This window comes from Roseibium sp. MMSF_3544, from assembly GCF_030732845.1.
Classification (GTDB): Bacteria; Pseudomonadota; Alphaproteobacteria; order Rhizobiales; family Stappiaceae; genus Roseibium.
In genome coordinates this window covers 23,516-41,004 of record NZ_JASHKA010000005.1, presented here as the reverse complement: position 1 = coordinate 41,004, position 17,489 = coordinate 23,516, and the positions used below count along the sequence as shown (strand labels likewise).

Genomic DNA, 17,489 nt, shown 5'->3' with positions numbered 1-17,489 from the left:
GCCGGCCGGCCACCTCTCGCTAGATCCCTCGTCTGAGGAAAAGGACAAGCTATGCGTTATCTGCACACGATGGTTCGTGTAACCGACATTGAAGAATCCCTCGACTTTTATTGCAACAAGATGGGCATGACGGAAATCCGCCGTCACGAAAGCGAAAAGGGACGCTTCACGCTGATCTTTCTTGCCGGGCCGCACGACATCCATGCTGCCAAGGCAAACAAGGCTCCGTTGCTTGAACTGACTTACAATTGGGATCCGGAAGAATACTCGGGCGGCCGCAACTTCGGTCACCTGGCTTTTGAGGTCGATGACATCTATGCCTTCTGTGAAAACCTTCAGAGCAAGGGCGTAACGATCAACCGCCCGCCGCGCGACGGTCACATGGCGTTTGTTCGTTCGCCGGACAATATTTCCTTCGAATTGCTTCAGAAGGGCGAAGCTCTTGAAATCAAAGAGCCCTGGGCTTCCATGCCGAACACCGGCGAGTGGTGATTCCGGGACTTTTGCAACACACGCGGGCCCGGAATGCCGGGCCTGCAAAAAATTGTCACGAAGGCTCTTGCGGGCGGGTTCATTCCCGCCTATAAGCCTCCCCACGACGCAGCCGCGTCGACCGCGCGCCCATCGTCTAGCGGTCTAGGACGCCGCCCTTTCACGGCGGAAACACGGGTTCGAGTCCCGTTGGGCGTGCCATTTTCTCTTCTACAAATTCTATTTCGATATCCGCTGCCGGTGGGCATGAACTGCCTGCCCGTGTGCTGCCGTGCCGTATCAGCTGATCTAGATACTCCGTCTGCACATCCCGACAGTCAAAGATTGCTGTAACGCTTCCAGTCGAGCCTGGATATCCAAAGTGATTGTCCGCAAATGACAGCTCGGCACGAACTTGGACCCGGGTCGCAAGGAAGCGTGATCTTCGTCACTCAATTGGTGTTTCGGGAAAAAACGAGAAATCTTTCGGGATCTGACTCGCCGGAACCAGTCAACTTTTCTAAATTTGTCAAAGGTGCCTCGGAACCTACACAGATGTGATAGAAAAAAGCCCGGAAAACTGCGAGGAATCGTGGTATTGCGAATTGAGATTGGATATAATGCGATGCGGAATTCGAAATAATACGGAAGCTGTTGGGTGGAACAGCGATCCATTGGTTTTAAGTATGATTTCACCAAAACAAATAGTTGTGACACGTATTACAGAAGAATTCATGCCGCAGGGGTAACTCTGGAAACAAGAGGAAACAAACCTCCAACGAAGATCGGAAAATCCGACAGGCAACATTGATCGACGAGAGGACAGGACATGTTCACACGAATGATCGCCGTGCTGGCAATACTCATTGCGGGAACAGCCCCGGCACTTGCAAAGCGCGTTGCCCTGGTTATCGGCAACGGTGCTTACGAACACACAGTACCCCTTCCCAACCCGTCAAACGACGCGGAACAGATGGCTACAAAGCTGAAGAGTCTCGGCTTCGAAGTCGTCGCGGGTCAGGACCAAACCTATAACGACATGCGCCGTTCCGTGATGGAGTTCGCCAAGAAAGCCTACGGTGCGGAAATCGCGCTCCTGTTTTATGCCGGCCACGGCATGCAGGTTGCCGGACAGAACCTGCTGGTTCCGATCGACGCCAAGATCGAAGACGAAACGTCTCTCGATTTCGAAACGATCTCGGTCGACTTCATCATGCGCCAGATGTCCAAGGACGTGAAGGTTCAGATGGTGTTCCTGGATGCCTGCCGCGACAACCCGCTGGCGCGCACACTCGCTCGCCGCATGGGCCCCAGCCGGTCTGGTAACGTCGGCGCAGGTCTTGCCGAGATCAAGGTCGAGGAAACCGGCGGTGAAGGTTCCGTGATAGCGTTTGCGACCAGCCCGGGCGATGTTGCGCTCGACGGCGAAGGCAGCAATTCCCCGTTCACGTCGGCTCTCATCCGCCACATCGATACGCCCAACGCCTCCATCCAGACCGTGATGACCCGCGTTACCGGTGATGTCTATGATGCCACGGAAAAGCGTCAGCGCCCCTGGGTGAATGCTTCCCTTATCGGCGAAGTCTTCCTGAACAAGAGCGTCGCGTCCGCTGAGGGCACCGAAGTCGCCTCCCTGGGCAACACGGCCACCGAAGTTCCGCAGCAGCCGGCTGTTGCAGCACCTGCTCCGGCAACCGCACAGCGCAATCTTGACTGGGAACGTGAAAAGCTGATCTGGGAAGCTGCCAAATCAAGCGACACGATTGCCGACTACGAATCCTACCTGTCGGCCTATCCGAACGGTACGTTCGCTGACTTTGCGCGCAACTCGATCAAGCGCCTGAGCACCAGCTCTCAGGTGGCCGCAGTCAACCCGGCGACCACGCCTGGAGCAGCTCCGGCAGCGAATGCCGCCGGTGCGAGTGCGACCCTGCCGAACCCGCAGACCGCAATTCCCGGTACGGCAGAAACAGAAGCAGCGCTTGGATGGAACCGCTCTGCACGGCGGGAAATCCAGACACGCCTGAACCTTACGGGACACAATGTCGGCCGTCCTGATGGTGCCTTCGGTCCGAAGACACGTGCCGGCATCGTTGCCTGGCAGACGGCTAACGGTCAGGTTCCGTCCGGATACTTCACCGCGGCACAGCAGTTGCTGCTGACCAACCAGACGGCCGCGCAGTACACTGCCTACATCGCTGAAATCAAGCGCAAGCAGCGGGCGGCTTCGGCGTCGCGGAGCACAACAACGCGGCAGACGACCACGACCAACAACAACAGACAGCCACAGCGCGCCACGAACACGCAGAACAACAATCGCGGCGGTGGCGTGAACCCTGCAGGCGCAGCCTTCATCGGCGGTGTTGTCGGTGGCATCATCGGTGGCGCAATCGGCCGCTGAGCCAGCCACCTGAAAAACATAGACGGCCCGGCAACACGCCGGGCCGTTTTGTTTTGCCCCGCGTTTATTGCAGCTTCAGGCTGACGCTTTTGATCCGGGAGGATTTCGCTTCATCGAGAATACGGACAACTTGCTGAAAGTCCGTGGCATCGTCCGGAACCAGCACCGCGGTCTGGGCACCGGCGTCGGCAAGCCTGTTCAGCTCCCCGGCCAGTCCGTCAAGTTCTATGGTCAGCCCGTTCACGATCAGCTCTTGGGCCCCTGTTGCCGGCAGAACCTTCAAAACAATCAGGACCGGCGGCGTGGAAACAGCCGTGCTTTCGGTGCGTTCCGCAACCTCCTCTCCGCCCAAGCTGATATCCAGCGGGCGCCATATCCCGAATGACGAAGACAGCAGGAAAAACATGACGAGGATGAAAATCACGTCGATCAGCGGCGTCAGCGGTATCCGCCGTCGTTTGCCAATTGGACTGTGTATCGAAAGCATCGGTGGTTCTTAAAGATTTTCCGCAACACTGATCCCGTTAATGTCACGTACTTCGCTATAAAGCTCAACAGGAAAAGCCAAATTGACCATAAGCCTTTATTTCCTTAGCGTTACGGTACGAATACCGACCTGGTGACCCGTTTATGGCACAAACATTCTCGTCCAGAAGTCTTTTACGATCGGGCAATCGATGGCCCGTGGGGCTGACGTTTGCGGTCTCTGTCTTCCTGTCGGGTTTGCTTGGTGCTTTGCCGGCGCAGGCAGGCCTCAGAGTGTGCAATGGATCTGTCGATCTGGTGAATGTTGCGATCGGTTTTGACACGGAAGACGGATTGCGCACGGAGGGCTGGTGGACAATCACGGCCAATGCCTGCAGTCAGATCCTTCAGGAACCGCTTAAGCAAGAAAAATATTATCTTCACGTTGCCGACGGTTTTGGTGAAAGCCGCCTCGGGGGTGACATCACACTCTGCATACGTGAAGAGAAATTTGTCTTGTTCGACGGGGATCAGTGCTGGCAACGGGGCTTGATCGAAGCCGATTTTTTCAAGATTGAAACAGACGGTGCAGAAGACTGGACAGTGCTGTTGTCTTATGACTGATATTTGTGTCTGATGACCGCAACAGGCTGTTTCAGCCAAGGTTTTCGACTTGGAGTTTTTTGGGGGGTTACATGCGAATACCGGCTTGTCTGATTTTACTGGGGTATGTTCTGGCCGTTTTGGCGGCGCCGGCGCAGGCACAGGATCCGACCGGCAAGATCAGTCTTGAACTCAACCATGTCCAACCGACACAAGATGGCGGCTGCCGGCTCTCCGTAATCGCGACCAATGGCCTTGAGAGACCCATCAACCAGCTTGGCCTGGAAATCGTGGCCTTTAATGTCGACGGTCTGGTCGATCAGTTTCTTCGCCTTGATTTTTCACGCATTTCGGCCGGAAAGACCAAAGTCCTGCAGTTTGACCTTGCCGGCAAGGCCTGCGACAGCCTTTCCAGGCTGCATATCAATGACGTTCTGAACTGTGTGCCTGCAAGCGTCACGGATGTTTACTGCCCGGATCTCCTCGATTTGAAGAACCGTACCGCAATCCAGTTCGGAGACTGATCGTGACACTACCTGCCGGAAGGAACGGTCGTTGAATGGTTGAGTCGTCTTCTTCGCTGCTCGAACTTGGAGGACCGGTGGTTCTGGTTCTCCTGGCCATCTCCGTTCTTGCGCTTGCCGCCATTCTTGCAAAGGCTTTCCAGTTCTCAAATGCGCGGGTCGGGCGTCATGTTCTTGTCAGGCAGGCTGTTACGTTGTGGCGGACCGGAGAACGTGCCAAGGCTACCCAGGCGCTTTTGAAAGACAGGTCCTTGTCAGCCGCTCTCGTGCGCGGCGCCATGGATGCGATCCAGATGCTGGACCAGCAACCCATGAATGCGCAGGAACGCGATATTCGCGAGGAACGTTTGCGCGAGGAGATTTCCGCGCGTGCGGCTGACCGCCTGTTTCACCTGGCAAGCTGGCTCAAGGCCCTCGACCTTGTTACTCAGATCGCGCCTTTGCTCGGCCTGTTCGGGACCGTGCTCGGGATGATCGACACCTTCCAGACGCTCCAGGAATCCGGATCTTCTGCAAACCCGGCGACACTTGCAGGTGGCATCTGGGTTGCTCTCTTGACCACGGCCTGCGGGCTGGCCGTCGCTATCCCCGTTTCCGTCGCGGTGACCTGGTTCGAAACCCGGCTGGAAAAGGAACGTGCGGCGCTTGAAGTTCTGCTGACCGGCGTTTTCACTGCCGGTGCTGCAAGTCCGGCGCCGTCAACGTGAGACCTTGAAGGCGGACAGCGAGTAAACGCCGGGTTCAGCGAGCACGCTTGCAATGCGATCCGCCGGCAAGCTTCTGAACTCCGGTGGCTGATTGCTCTTCGGCCGGTTCCAGACCGTCAAGATCAGCGCGGTCTCGGATGGACTTCCAGAGATAAGCGTCACGGGAACCGCAAATCGCCACCCTCCAACCCTCACAGTGCTTGTCTCATGGCGCACGAAACTCCTGCCGTCGTGGATCTGGCCGGCATCGTCAATGAGATAGAGCTCGGGCGGTCCCTTCCCGTTCAGCTCAAGACCAGCAGCTTCCGCCTGTGCGATGCGACCGATCGGCAAATCTCGCTGGATGACTCCAGAAACGCGCGTGCCGCTTTTCACAACGGTGTTGTCCAGCTCAACAAGGCCAGCAGCTTCGACGCCGTTTTCGGGTCCGAGTGCATTCAGAAGCGCGCATTGCCGTCCCGTGACGAGACGCACTTCAATATTAGCCTCGTAGCCCTGGTCGGCCTTGAACTTCTGATCAAACTGAACAAACGGCGCGATGGTCGCACCGAAGGCTGTCACCTGCGCGGTGTCGGTCCCCGCGGACATGACAGTCAAATGCGCGCATTCGCCAACGTTATAGCTGGAAACATAGGCCGTAACGTCCGCAAGCGGATCGATTGTCGCGATTTCCGTTGGTGACACATTCGACGCCGGGTCGGTGGTAACAGGCGCCGCAGGCACATTCGACGGATCGGGATCGCTCGGCTCGATTGACGGCAAACCTATTTCAGACGGCCGTATCGCCGCAATCTGCTCTTCGACCGGATCAACCGCCTGCACTGATCCGGCTTCGACCTGCAGCGTGTTCGACGTGACCACCGGCGCCGTAACAGAAGTCACGGTACTGACCTGAGAACTGCTGGAAACGGCAACGGACGGGGCGGTCGCAGGTGCGGCAGTCACCGGAGCGACAACCGATCCGGGGGCCACTGCAACCGGGCTTGACGCCTGCTCAACGGACTGGACGGGAGTTACCGAGCTCACATTGGCCGTTTCTGCCTGGGTTTGCGTGGTGTTTGTCGGCTGAGCCGTCGTCGCCGGTGCGGTCACGACCACGATCCCTTCATCATCGGTTGGGACCGTTGAAGGTAGTACAATCGCGGTTGACGGCTGCGCAGTCACGACCGTGGGGGTTTCAGGCACCTGCTGGACGGCCGCAGGTTCGATCTCTTTACCGACGACAACAGTGCTTACAGGCGGAGCGACGCTGACGGCCACTGATTGGCTCGGCGCAACGGCTGCGGTTTCCGGCGCTGTTGCAACAACCTGTTCAGCGGCCGCGCTTGTGAGGGGCTCAGCGGCTGATTGAGGAACGGCTTGGGCCTCGCTCGTTTCGATACGCTCCGGCAAAACAGCCGCGCCCGGCTCCACCTGACTGGTTTCAACCTGGTCAGGCAGCACGGTTTCCGGATTTGCCGCGACGGTTTCTGCCGGTGTCAGGACATCGCTTGAATCGGGTACCGTTTCAACGCTCGGCAACGGTTCGACGGGTACCGGTACTGCTTCAGAAGGTGGAACCGCGACAGCATCCGGCGTTGCGGTTTCTGCAGCGACCGACTCCACGACCGCCGCGGTTTCAAAATTCAGATCATTGCTCTCGATGGTGATTTCGGTCGCAGCCGGTTCGGGAAGCTGCTCCGTATCCCACGACAAATAGGGCAGCCCGTAAATGACCACCGCAAGGTGGGCCCCGACCGACAAGCCCAGCCCCGCCGTCCAGACATAGGCGGGTATCCGCGCTTCGCCGGTTTGATTGTAGACGGCGGTCGTCACGGTCGATCCGTTTCAATTGTGACGAAACTCAGCTGTTTGATACCTGCCGATTGAAGCTGTTTCGCGAGCATCGCAACGGCTTCCATCTTCGCTCTGCGATCCACCTGCACCGACAAGCTGTCCCGGGTTTGAGCGAGGTCAGCGAGCGTTGTTTCGAGGTCTTCATCTTCGAGCGCATTGCCATCGAACCAAACGGCACCGGTTCGCGACAGAACAAGGCTGTTCTGAATGTCTCCCCTTCCGTCCTCAGAGATCGTCTCCGCCCATTCGAACTCTTCCGGCAGCGGCGGACGAAGCGTGCCCGACACGAGCAGGAACAGCAGCAGCAAAAAGACGACGTTGATCAAGGCCAGCGAACTGTCCGCGGTGCGATGCTTCAACGGCTGCGGTACATGGATCGGTTTCGTATAGCGCTTCATCAGGTCAACGTCGTCAGGTCCCGGTCAAGCAAACGGGTCAAGGCACCACTTTGACCGTCGTTGCCGTTGCCCGCAAGACCGGCAGATCCTGCTGCAGGGCTTCAAAATAGGCATTTGCCTGCTTTTCCCGGCGCTTCGACAAATTTGCAGCCATGTCCGACCCAACCATTGAAATAATCAACCCCGTCTCGTCGGACGGTGTTTTCAGGTTCAGCGGGACAACAAATCCTGCACCGCCGTCATCGCTCTGCAAATAGGGAGACAGATTGACGACTTCTCCGTTGCTGGTGACGAAAATCAGACCCAATTCACCGGTCGAGGGATCATAGCCGGAGATTCTTCCGGCCATATTTTCCCCGTTCGGAATGACCGTTCTTTGCATATCAAGGCGCAGTTCAGTCTGCTCATTGCCTTGTGGTGTCGCCCTCAGAAAGGAAATCGCCGGGCATTGCGCATCGCTCACAAGATTGACCTGGATCTTGGCCTCAAAGCCCTGCGTCTGGGTGAACTCGCTGTCGAAAGTGATGAATGGCGGCGTTCTGGATGCAAAGCCTTCGATTTCGGCGGACCTGCTGGCGATCTGGACAGGCTGCAGATACATACAGTCGCCCGCCTGGTAGTTGTTCACATAGTTCCGGATACGATCTTCCGGCCTCAGGTTTGTTGAGGGGGGAGTATTTTGCTGTTGCCCGTTATCCAGGGTATTGGGCGGCAGCGAAGCAATCTCGGTTCCCTTTTGGGAGGTCAAATCCTCGCTGTTACCAGTGGCGTCCGTTCCCTCTCCGGAGCCACCCGATTGGGCTGTCGAGCCGCCGCCGTCGTCGTCCTCTGCCCCATCGTCGATCTGAGCGATCGGCTTCGGCGGCGCGTTTTCGCGCGGCTCAGCGATCAAAACAGGTTTCTGGTTCGGGTCGGGGACCGTTTGTCCGACGAGGAAATAGACCCCCGCCGCACCTGCTCCTGCAAATCCAAGAAGAGACAGGGCGACAAGCACACGGCGTCCCCATTGCGCCGGCTGGTTAGGTTGGTCCAGAACGGACTGCTCTGGAGGTGGTCCCGAAGGTCTGATGATTGTCTTGTCTTCAATCGGCTGGCGCATAGGAGCACCAAGCGTCCATTCCGCGATCTCCGCCATGGAGGCAGGCCTGTTCGCCGGTTCAGGCTGAAGCATGGCTTCAAGAAGCGGTCGAAACCGGTTGTCTACCCCCTCAAGCGACGGCACCGCCCGCCGCTTTTCAACCATCTCGACCTGGGTGCCCCCCATATCGGGCTGTTTGCCGGTCAGTGCCTCGGTGATGACGAGCCCCAGCGAATAAATGTCGCTTCTCGCCGTCACTTTGCCGTCGAACAGACCGACCTGTTCCGGCGAGACATAGTTGACCTTGCCGGCAAAGCCGTCGCCGATGATTGTCGGTCCGGCCGTATTGGCGCGCGATATACCGAAATCGATGATTTTCGCCTGGCCAACGTCACCGTTCTGGAGAATGATATTGTCCGGGGACAGGTCGCGGTGGATGACCTCCCGATCATGCACGGCCTGAAGCGCGGACGCGAGCCTGATGACCAGCCGGTAGACAGCCTCCGGTTCAAGTGGCCCAGCTTCCAGGCGCGACTTAAGCGAGGGACCAGCGACAAATTCCATCGCAAGGTAATAGACACCGAGCGTCGGCTCCTTGGCGAAAACAAAGTATTGCGTCAGCGCATCGTGCTTCAGTTTTCGAAGGATCTTGGCTTCACGCTTGAAAAGATCGAGGATCAGAGGATCCTTTGCCATTCGAGCAAGAAGAACCTTGATGGCAACCGGATCGCCGCTCTCAACGTCCCTCGCACGATACACTGTCCCGATACCGCCGTCGGCAATATGCTCTTCAATCTCGTAAAGATTGTTGAGCCTGGACCCGGACGGCAGCAAATGATCGTCGGGATTCATCAGCGGACTTCTCCTTCATCATAAGAGACGCGGTCAATATCCACGACGACCACGGTTACGTTGTCTGCGCCCCCCTGGTCCAGTGCTCCGTTCAGCAGACCCTGTGCGACCGATTTCTTGGTACCGTCCAGCATGAATGTTGAAATAACTGTATCGTCGAGATGCCCCGTCAAGCCATCCGAGCACAAAAGAAAGCGATCACCGAGCCGCAGATTTCCGGAGACCAGCTCCAGCTCAAGGTCAACGCCGGATCCGATTGCGCGGGTGATCACGTGGCGCCTTGAAAACAGCTTGGCTTCTTCTTCCGTAAGCACATTCTGATCGACCAGTTCCTGGGCCTCTGTGTGATCCGTTGTCAGTTGCTCCATTTTCCCGTCCCGGAACCGGTAGACCCGGCTGTCACCGGCCCACAGACAGGCGAAATTGGAGCCGAAGGTTAAAAGCGCGGCGATCGTTGTTCCCATCGCAGCACCGTTTGCTTTTGCAGACGCTTTCTCGATCTGCTCTTTGGCGTCGATCACCCGGCCTTCGAACTGATCAAGCAGATCCACTGCATTTTGCGGCACTCTGATCGTTGTCAAAGCTTCTTTCACGAGCCCGGAGGCAATGGCTCCACCGTTCAGACCACCCGCTCCGTCCATGACTGCAAAGACACCCTTGTTCTCGTCGCAGTAAAAGGCATCCTGGTTTTCTTCGCGAACACGCCCGACATGGGTCAATCCGAACGAAAATCCTTGCAAATCCTCGTGCACTGAAAGTGTCATGTCCGATTATCCTCCGGATGATATCGCCCATGCGTGTGCCCTGCCGTTTCACTTTCGCTCGTGTCTTCGCCATGCTCTTCAGGGAGGAGCAGCCAGCGAAATGCTTCCGCGTCCGGTAATCCGGAACACTGAAATCCAAAAAATTGGTCGCCCGCCCGGCACCAGAAAAACGATTGGATCTTGCCATCAGTTTCCGGTGCCGCCGCAAGGGTGCTGTATGCCAGCGATGGATCATCGGCGCTGACGGCCGAGGGGTCCTCAAGTGTGGCGACAGCTTGTTGGAACGCCTGGAGGCTGCTTTCCTCATCAAGGACGTCGAGAAGAACCGTCTCGACCCGGTCATACCAGGCCTCCTCCGGTCTGCCGTTGTCGTCTCCCGTCCTGGCCGGCGAGGCAACCGTCAGCGGGAACTTTCGCCCGACCTTGTCGACACTCGGCATGAGAGCGCCGGCAACCGCGTCGCGCATCGTCCCGCCTTCGATCTCCGGAACCAGCCAGAACCGCCAGACAGGCATGGTCATATAAGTTTCTTCCCACGCGCTGCCCAAGTCTTGTCTCGACTGTGCAAGTCCCTTCATCAAAAACGGTTCCCAATGTCGCAGGAAGCCCTCCGGACATCTCCCAATCACAAAGTCGGCCCGGTCAGGCAGCTTTCCGAAATATCCGTTCTGAATGTCCATTCAGCGTCCTTCAGAAACTCGTCGGGCACGTAAAGTCGCCGACGGCGGACAGGAAGAACGGGTTCGGTTTTGTGCGGAGTGTCACCGTGAAGGCAACCTGTCTTCCGCCGAGCGTTTTCCGAATAACAAATTTGTTCTGGCCCGAGCTGACCCTGTTGGCGCGAACGAACCGGTAAAACGCCCAATCACCATGCACCTCCTGGCGGGAACGGTAGCCCGGAACTTCCGGCTGAATGACCAATACGACACGCGGTGTGGCAGTATTGCTCGGCCAATCGAAGCTTGCAGGCAGCGGTTCAATGTCTGCATTGAAGCCGGGGCCGCGCGTGACCAGAACCAGATTGCCGTTGACTTCAAGGCTTGCTGCGTCGGCCTGCTGGGACAAAGCCCTTGGCACGACCTGCAGACCGATAGAAGGAAACGCGTTGCCGGTCGGGAAGAACGCCTGCTTGATGAGATCCGCACGCTCGAATTGGCGCAACGTCGCGTTGGACAGACGGTCGGCCTGCGTGACTTCGGGTTTCCAGTTCCAGGGCCGAGAAGATGTGTCGACGAGCGCTTTCAGGTTCTGATCGAAAAACTGTTGCATGATGCCGTTCGGCGAGAAGAGCTTGGCGAACTCCGTCATCGGCACTTCCGACCGCCCGTTCGTGAACGGATAGTTGCGCGCGACGATCCGGCGGCACTCTTCAACTACCTGGGACTTCAGTTTTTCGTTGAGCTGCGTGATCGAGGTTTCCTTGTACTCCTCATCAAATTCCTTGGCCGACTGCAGGATCAGCTTGTCGAACGGTTGCGGGAAACGCGTGGCGTTGCTTCTGAGAAGTGATGCCTGGATCTGCACATTGGAATTGGCGGTCTCGCTCTGGACCGGGTTGTTGGCAACGACCAGCAGATTGTCGAGGATGTTCTTGAAGTTGAGTAGCAGTGCGTCGATCTTACGGCTGTTCTCCCCCTCGACAAGCACGTGATAGGGACGGAAATGGTCCTCAACTGCCTTGCCCGGAATGATGGCCGGGCCGTCACCGCCGGTCGCGGCATCGAGTGCACTCGACACACCGCCCGGCGCGAGCGCCTTGATACCGGCTTCAAGACCGATACGCTTCAGTCCTCCTGACCTGTCCAGAACGTAGTACTGGAAAATTTTCTGCGCGGCTTCCGTTCCCGCCTCCCCGGCATTTCCGCCACCAAGAGAACCGGCGATGCCTTGCTCGGAGAGGTCTTGCGTCAAAAGGGTTTCATTGCGGATGCTTTCCAGCAACTGGACCACGGGCGACGTCGGCGCGGAGACTGCCTGCAGCGTCGTGTAGAGCGGCTTGTCATTGCGCATCGACTTGAATTTCAAGTTGCTGAGCGCGCCTTCCCAGGCCGCTATGTAATCCTTGGTGTAAAGCGCAAGGATTTCAGAGGGAAGCGACTGGTACTGGTCGGAAAACGCATCGGCCTCGCTGATGTCGCCAAAGACCCATTTGTCACGTTCGAGTTCTTCGCGAATGCCTGCCAGATTTGGCAGGACCGACAAATGGAAGCCGGGATAGGTGTAAAACCGGTCGACAACGACAGTATCGAGCGTATCGCCGTTTTCCGTCTCGAACACGGTTTCCATGTCCGGACCGCCGCGTTGTTCGGCGATCCAGTCTTCGCTGGTCAGGCCCTTCGACCTCGATTTCAGCAAGGCGTAGCCGCGTTCCGCGAGGCTGACCCTGGCCAGTTCCCGCTGGACCTCGGCTACAAGCACGCCGTCAAGCTGGTCCGTTAGCACGTTGCCACCGAAATCAAGATCCAGCATCGCGGCAATATGGGCATTCAGCTCGTTGCGGAGCACTTCTCCCTGGCGTCCCGGGAAACTTTGCAGGAAGTCGGCGCGGAAGGAATTCTTGATCTGGTCCTTGTCGATTTCCGGCGCGTCGCCGGCAACCATGCGATAGAGCTTGATCAGATTGTAGAGAGTATCGATATCCTGGCCGCCCGGTCCTGTCCGGTTATCCAGGACGTCGGTCATCTGCTCTTCGATCCGAAGCAGAAGACGCGGCCGCAAGAGCCGTTCCAGCCCGCTGCGGTAGGACGTGATACCGGCCGCTTCCAGCCGTTCGCGTTGGCTCAGGCCGAATTTTTCCATAAGCGGCGTCGGATCGTTTCGGCTGTCATAGCCGGCCGGAAGCGCGCGCAGAAGCGACAGGATGTAGGCTGAATCGCGCAAGGCATCGTCGCGCACGACCCTTTGCTCCAGCACCCCCTCGCCTTCGGCCCGCACGGCAGCCATGGCCTTGGCGGTTTCATCGATCAGCGCGCGGTTGTTGAAATAGCTGACCGCCCATAAGCTGCCGAGCCCAAGCGTGAGCAAAACAATGGCCGAATAAGCCGCAATACGTGCCGCGGTTGCCATGCGCACGGCCTGGCGATTGTGACTGACCCAACCGGCTTCCCCAATGATCACCTTGGTGAGCAGATCACGCAGAAAATAGCTCTTGCCTTGACCCGAAAGCGCTGCAGCCTGATAGGCCGTGCCGAACGCCTGTTTCATTGACCCGATGACGCGGTCGATCGCCGTACCGGTTTGCGTACCGGAGGTGAAATAGAACCCTCTGAGCACCGCGTTCGGGTAATAGCGGCTGGGTTCGAAAATGGCGTTCAGAAAACCGGTAATGCGATCCTTGAGTGCGGCCACCTGCGTCGGGAAACCGTAGAGCATCAGGCGTGCCCTTGGGTCGGGTTCTTCCTGAAGTCTGTCGGCCATTTCCTCATTGAGACGCTCGATCAGCAGATCGAACTCCGCCGGCGTTTCGGCGACCATGTTCTTGTTTTTTTCGCGCGTCTGGAAGGTCGCGCCCCAGACGAGATTGCGCCGGCTCTCCGGATAGGAGCCGAAGAACTCCATGAAGCCCGCAATCGTGTCGGCCTTGGTGAAAATCACATAGACCGGAAAGTCGATCTTCAGCGTTTTGTAGAGTTCAATCAGCCGAGCCCGGATCGCGTCCGTATGGAGCTTCAACTCCGCATCGGAAAGCGTCATCAGGTCTTCTAGACTGATGGAAACCATCACGCCGTTGACAGGTTGGCGCGGTCTGGCCTTGCGCAGGATCTTTAGGAAACCGAGCCAGGATTCGCTGTCGTGTTCCTCGTCGGAATCCTGCGTCGTATACCGGCCCGCGGTATCGATCAGAACCGCGTTTTCCGCAAACCACCAGTCGCAGTAGCGCGTGCCGCCAAGGCCTTCGAGCTTCTGGGCTTCACCCTTGCCTCTGGAATTGGCGAATTTCAGACCGGAATGCATCAGCGCCGTGGTTTTCCCGGAGCCGGGAGGACCGATCATCAGATACCAAGGCAAATCGTAGAGATAGGTCCGCGTATTGCCGCTGGCAGTCTTGAGTGTCTTCAGCGCATCTTTCATGCGCTCCGACATGATCTGAAGATCTTCCTCACTGGCCTTGGGCTGAAGGATTTCTTGTTCCAGTGCCCGATTGGCCGCAATGCGCTTGTAGATCCTGTAAGCCGTCCAGCCACCAATGGTCGCCAGAATGAGAAACGCCAGAAGCAATCTCACCCAGAGCGGTTCGAACGGACGCACACCCGCGATGGCAAGAAACGGCCCGCCGAACCAGATAAGGGCGATAAGGGCAATAATGCCGATCACAATTGCAGTTATTCCGAGCCAGAATTTCATTGATGTTGCCTTGTTCTGCGTTGTCCCGGAGTAGCTTTAGTTATTGATCACCAAACCCTTGGTGGGAGGCTTCAGGAACACCTCCACCCGGCGGTTGAGCGCCTTGCCGTCGCGGCTGGTATTGGGAGCGATGGGCTCGTCTGCGCCGCGGCCTTCCACCTGGACCCTGTCCGGTGTCTGCAGGATGGATTGCATCACCCCTGCGACGCTCTTCGCGCGCTCTACAGACAGATGCCAATTGGTCGGGAAGCGCGGATTGTTGCGGATCGGGTCACTGTCCGTGTGGCCGACCACAAGAATTTCGCCGTCGACATTGTCCAGGGTCTGACTGACCTGTTCAACCAGCAGCTGGAATTCCGGACGCAACGTCGCTGCGGCGACATCGAATTGTGCACGCATCCTGAGCATGATCGCCGGTCCGGCCTGGGAGATTTCCAATCCGTCGATACCGGCAAGCTGCGCGGACACCGTATCGATCGTCGCATCTGCAGGTGGAGCCAATGGCGGCGGCGGCTTCGGCTGATAGCCCTCACGGGCAAGTTCAATCGGTCCTGTCGGGTAGAGTGCCACAGCCCGGCTCGCCAACACTTCACTTCCGCTGGATAGCAGCAGCATCAAGGTGACATACCCACCGAGCAGCAAGGCACCGGCGACTGCTGCGACAGACCAGATCGGTACCGAGAACCGGGTCCGCTTTTGCAGAAGTTCCAGTCCGCGCCAGTGCGGAGACAGATCGTCGCCCGGACGGGGCCGCACACGTCTCAGAATTTCATGCAGGTCCCGGCGTTCGCGTTCGAGCCCTTGCTGTCCTCCCTGGATTGCCCGGTATTTGCCGTAAAACCCGAGCGACAAACAGGAGTGCATGACTTCAAGAACGCCGTAATTGCGCCCCGGGTCCTGCTTGGCCTTTTCCAGAACCTGGAAGAACTCGACACCACCGGTCGCCTGCCCGAAGAACTGGGTCAGCATGGAATATTGCGTCCACTGATGCCGGCCCGCCGAAGGCAGGTTCTGGACGATATCGTCCGACGTCGCGCAAAGCGCGTAGGCAGCCGACTGGATCTGGTCGTCGGTGATGCCCGCGTTGCGCAGCTCCTTTTCAAACGTCTTGATTGCGTTGTAGACGTCGCGCATCAAGGCATCGAACTGGGCGTCGGTCATTGTCAGATGCAGACGACCCAACAGGAGAAGCAAGGGAGCGGCGGCGCGCGAAATCGGATTGCGATTGGCGACCCGTATCTGATTTATGTCCGGCGTCTGTGCCAACTGGCCTGCAGGCTGGTGTCCGGGAGGCGGCGATGCGGCAGCAGGTTGCTGCGGAGGTGGCGGTGTCGGCTGCGCCGGTGGTGGCGTTCTGATGTCCGGCGCCTTTTGCTGACCATACTCATAGCCAGCCGGTGTCGGTGCATAAGGATCTGGTCCGGTTCCGCGACCACCCTGCCAAGGGTCCGGTGCTCCCGGCGGCTGAGAAGACGGCGGTGGCGGCGGCGGTGCTGCCTGTCCAGGCGGCGAAGCAGGTGGCGGCGGCGCAGAGGGCTGTTGCGGTGCGTTCGCCGGAGGTGTTTCGCTCCAACGGCCACCGGGATTGGGCCGGACAATCGTTTTTCCCTTGCGTTTGGAAACGCCAAAGGGATCGTCGCTGTCGGACATTACCGGCCCTCCCGAATTGCATAGAATTCAAGCTGCAAGTCCGGCCAGTTGCCTGAAAACTGCAGTCCGATTGCCGAATCCTGACTGAACTCGCGCCAAAGCGGCGTGGTCTTGTCGAGCCGGAAATAGACCCGGTCCGTGAGAGCGCGGATCTGCGCGGGCGGCACGGGCATATGGATCAGTGGAATGCCCGGCAAGTTTGAATAGACGATCTGCCGCATCTGGCCGAACGGCCCGACCTTGAACAGTCGCGGAAACTCGTTCTGGATTTCCGTCAATGGGCGGCGTGCGGCGACTTCGATGACAAAGCTCGCCTGAGAGAACAGATTGCGGTCGACAATGGTCGACTTGAAAGCGTTCGGCGCAAGCTGTTCCAGCGGCAGCCGGATCGCCCTGCGGTCGTAGCCGGCGGACAGAAACGCCTGAATGTCTGCGAGAACCGGCTTGAAGATGTCGTGCAGCTTATCGTGATCATAAACCGGATAATTCCGCGCACGGCGCTCCTCAGTGGCAAAGGTTGCCAGTTCACCGGCCAGCATAAGGAACTCAGAATAGAGCCGCTCCGGATGCACGTAGGCCGATTTTCTCAAATGCATGAGCTGGGGATGAAGCCGGTTGAGCATCTGCAGCGTCAGATAATCGAAATTCTGCAAACCGCCTCCGGCAGACGTATCGGCAGCATATCGCGCCAGTTCGCTGAGCTTGCGTTCGACCCAGCCGATGACGGAATCGATCCAGCCTGTGACGACCGGATGGACATGACACGCAAGAACAGGTGGTGCAAACGTTCCATCCGTTATGACAATGCGGTCCTTGATCTCGGTGATCCGGGCAACCGGCAGGCAGACATGACCTGGATGAGGCGTCGAGCGAATGGAATAAACCAGACGCGGATGAGCGACGTCGATTTCCTCTTCCTGCCGAATGGCGGAAGTCGAATCGATGATCGTCTCACGGCCCTGCATGTAACGCGTTGCCGCATCTTCCCTGCCGTTGGACACCTCCACCGCGTTCACGGTCGTTTCCGGAATACCCAGCCAGACGATCTGGCCGGCAGCGTCCTCAGGAACATCGATTGCCGGAGGTGGCGTGCCGTCCGCAGGGAAATTGAACACCGTACCGTCCGGAAAGATCCCCCGGCCATAACGCAGCGCAAATCGGCACTGCTGGCCGACATCCTGGTCAATCTCGATTTCCGAAAAACCCCAGGGATAAGGCGAGGCAAGCCTGACACGTTCATCCAGCAAATGCTCCGCATAGCGGTCGCTTTGCTGTAGATGATGCGGCCTTAAAAACAGGCCCTCGGTCCATGCAACCTTGCTATACCACGACATAAAGGCTCTGCTCCCTTAACTTTCAGGCGCCGGCGCGTCCTTGGAATGTCAAAAATTCTTAA

At 58.0% G+C, this 17,489-nt stretch carries 14 protein-coding genes and 1 tRNA gene; 6 read left to right on the top strand and 9 right to left on the bottom strand.

The annotated features are described in order from the left end of the window. The first annotated feature begins 51 nt into the window (after positions 1-51). The 3 genes from gloA (at position 52) to RBB47_RS08905 (ending at position 2,872) form a co-directional block, all read left to right on the top strand. Entirely contained in the window at positions 52-492 is a 441-nt protein-coding gene (gene gloA / locus RBB47_RS08915; protein WP_305985431.1) for a lactoylglutathione lyase, read from the top strand. A gap of 125 nt (positions 493-617) precedes the next feature. After that, a tRNA-Glu gene (locus RBB47_RS08910) sits at positions 618-693 on the top strand. A 607-nt stretch (positions 694-1,300) separates the two neighbouring features. Then, a complete protein-coding gene (locus RBB47_RS08905; protein WP_305985430.1) occupies positions 1,301-2,872 on the top strand; it encodes a caspase family protein in 1,572 nt (523 codons plus the stop codon). 64 nt (positions 2,873-2,936) lie between these two features. Here the strand turns inward: RBB47_RS08905 and RBB47_RS08900 are convergent, their stop codons facing one another. Continuing rightward, positions 2,937-3,359, bottom strand: coding sequence for a biopolymer transporter ExbD (locus RBB47_RS08900; RefSeq protein WP_305985429.1), 423 nt, complete (start codon positions 3,357-3,359; stop codon positions 2,937-2,939). A gap of 197 nt (positions 3,360-3,556) precedes the next feature. Here RBB47_RS08900 and RBB47_RS08895 point away from each other — a divergent pair, with 197 nt between their 5' ends. From RBB47_RS08895 to RBB47_RS08885, 3 genes are all read left to right on the top strand, one after another. Then, complete coding sequence (locus RBB47_RS08895) at positions 3,557-3,961, top strand: DUF1036 domain-containing protein (protein ID WP_305985428.1); 405 nt, start codon at positions 3,557-3,559, stop codon at positions 3,959-3,961. Positions 3,962-4,032: 71 nt separating this feature from the next. After that, on the top strand, positions 4,033-4,464 hold the full coding sequence (locus tag RBB47_RS08890) for a hypothetical protein (protein WP_305985427.1): 432 nt from the start codon (positions 4,033-4,035) through the stop codon (positions 4,462-4,464). A gap of 35 nt (positions 4,465-4,499) precedes the next feature. Beyond that, the gene (locus RBB47_RS08885; protein WP_305985426.1) at positions 4,500-5,171 is read left to right on the top strand and encodes a MotA/TolQ/ExbB proton channel family protein; all 672 of its coding nucleotides are present in this window, start codon (positions 4,500-4,502) and stop codon (positions 5,169-5,171) included. Here RBB47_RS08885 and RBB47_RS08880 read toward each other — a convergent pair. From RBB47_RS08880 to tssK, 8 genes are read right to left on the bottom strand one after another with little or no spacing between them, the layout of a single operon-like run. Then, positions 5,163-6,986: a hypothetical protein gene (locus RBB47_RS08880; RefSeq protein WP_305985425.1), complete on the bottom strand. Its 1,824-nt coding sequence runs from the start codon at positions 6,984-6,986 to the stop codon at positions 5,163-5,165. The two genes, RBB47_RS08885 and RBB47_RS08880, sit on opposite strands and share 9 nt — an antisense overlap. Further along, entirely contained in the window at positions 6,983-7,405 is a 423-nt protein-coding gene (locus tag RBB47_RS08875; RefSeq protein WP_305985424.1) for a biopolymer transporter ExbD, read from the bottom strand. Before RBB47_RS08875 ends, RBB47_RS08880 begins: the two co-directional genes overlap by 4 nt. A 37-nt stretch (positions 7,406-7,442) precedes the next feature. Then, on the bottom strand, positions 7,443-9,335 hold the full coding sequence (locus RBB47_RS08870; RefSeq protein WP_305985423.1) for a serine/threonine-protein kinase: 1,893 nt from the start codon (positions 9,333-9,335) through the stop codon (positions 7,443-7,445). After that, entirely contained in the window at positions 9,335-10,099 is a 765-nt protein-coding gene (locus RBB47_RS08865; RefSeq protein WP_305985422.1) for a PP2C family serine/threonine-protein phosphatase, read from the bottom strand. Before RBB47_RS08865 ends, RBB47_RS08870 begins: the two co-directional genes overlap by 1 nt. Continuing rightward, positions 10,096-10,779, bottom strand: a complete 684-nt coding sequence (gene tagF / locus RBB47_RS08860) for a type VI secretion system-associated protein TagF (protein WP_305985421.1) — start codon at positions 10,777-10,779, stop codon at positions 10,096-10,098. The genes RBB47_RS08865 and tagF overlap by 4 nt, the downstream gene beginning before the upstream one ends. Positions 10,780-10,789: 10 nt before the next feature. Next, positions 10,790-14,443: a type VI secretion system membrane subunit TssM gene (gene tssM / locus RBB47_RS08855; protein ID WP_305985420.1), complete on the bottom strand. Its 3,654-nt coding sequence runs from the start codon at positions 14,441-14,443 to the stop codon at positions 10,790-10,792. Between the two features lie 36 nt (positions 14,444-14,479). After that, the gene (icmH, locus tag RBB47_RS08850; RefSeq protein WP_305985419.1) at positions 14,480-16,093 is read right to left on the bottom strand and encodes a type IVB secretion system protein IcmH/DotU; all 1,614 of its coding nucleotides are present in this window, start codon (positions 16,091-16,093) and stop codon (positions 14,480-14,482) included. Beyond that, the gene (gene tssK, locus RBB47_RS08845; RefSeq protein ID WP_305985418.1) at positions 16,093-17,427 is read right to left on the bottom strand and encodes a type VI secretion system baseplate subunit TssK; all 1,335 of its coding nucleotides are present in this window, start codon (positions 17,425-17,427) and stop codon (positions 16,093-16,095) included. The genes icmH and tssK overlap by 1 nt, the downstream gene beginning before the upstream one ends. Positions 17,428-17,489 lie beyond the last annotated feature (62 nt).